This window comes from Gammaproteobacteria bacterium CG11_big_fil_rev_8_21_14_0_20_46_22 (assembly GCA_002796245.1).
GTDB lineage: Bacteria > Pseudomonadota > Gammaproteobacteria > UBA12402 > UBA12402 > 1-14-0-20-46-22.
On the sequence record PCWT01000036.1, the window covers coordinates 854 to 1,945 of the forward strand.

Below are 1,092 nucleotides of genomic sequence, written 5' to 3' on the forward strand. Positions count from 1 at the left end.
TTTTTCCTAGGCTCAACGTTATTAGTGGGTGCGTTAACAACCAGCGCGCTTGCCGTTAACCTTGATCCTGATGCAGGCCAATATCACCAACTCACAAATACTTTCAACCATTACGGCTTAAATCCCCCCGTTTTCGATCGAAGCATCGAGACTTATGTTGCACGAAGTAAGGCCTGTGTTGGAGCCGGTGCCGTACCCTGCTCTTACATTACAAATCCAAGCCAATTATGCGGGCCATCAAGTTCAGGCTCCGGATATTTTACCTGTGCAATACCGCTAAAGTTTAATATGGAAGGCGATCCGAACCCCTATTACTCCGTCACTCATGGAACATTGACCGTAGAAGTACCCTCAAACCAAGGAGGCGCACTCTTCGATAGTGGCTTAGCGGTTCTTAACAAAAAAAGCTCGCTTCGTCTGCAGCATATTTTTAGCATTACCAACCGTGGAAAGAAGCCTTTATCCAGCACTAAAAATATAGCGCCCAATACTCAAAACTTTCAAGCCGTCGCTATCGAGGGACCTTTTACACCAAAAGCTGTAGAGGAATCAGCAGCCCTAGCCATTAATCACAAAGCAGCTTTTGCCACAGTGGGTGAAGCTGCAACACAATCTTTGGTAAATACCCAGCCGGCTATTAACCACTTAGCTAAAGCTAAAACGCCTATTCATCTGCTGAGCCTAGCAACTGATCCCATCAGCACAAACACTGCTGCTAAGGTGATGAAGGCTTTGCCGCAGACTAGAATAGTCGCATTCGGCCGATTTAAAGGTAATGGCTTAAACAGCATAAACTCGAGCACGATATTTGACCATGACGCTGCAACAAGTTTGCCAAACACTAGCTACCAACCGAAGAACTTTAGCGCAATGGCCGGAAAGCTTTACACGATTGATACTGCTAGTCATAAGCTAAGACAAGCTAATTCAAAAGACTTGAGCGCGTTTCCAGAACTTGCTCAAGAGCAAGAATAACTGATACGTCAAAAAGGCCAGAGTGCACGGTTGTCCCATTAAAAATATTTTGCTCAACTTAACCACAAACGTTCAGTTTTGAGGCGAGGTTGGGCGGAAATTTGATGAGAAAACGCA

The 1,092-nt window shown here is 45.2% G+C and carries 1 protein-coding gene; it reads left to right on the forward strand.

Annotated features, from left to right (window positions below):
* A partial coding sequence (locus COV52_04620) for a hypothetical protein (GenBank protein ID PIR11290.1) occupies positions 1–975 on the forward strand: 975 nt, incomplete at its 5' end.
* Between the last annotated feature and the right edge of the window lie 117 nt (positions 976–1,092).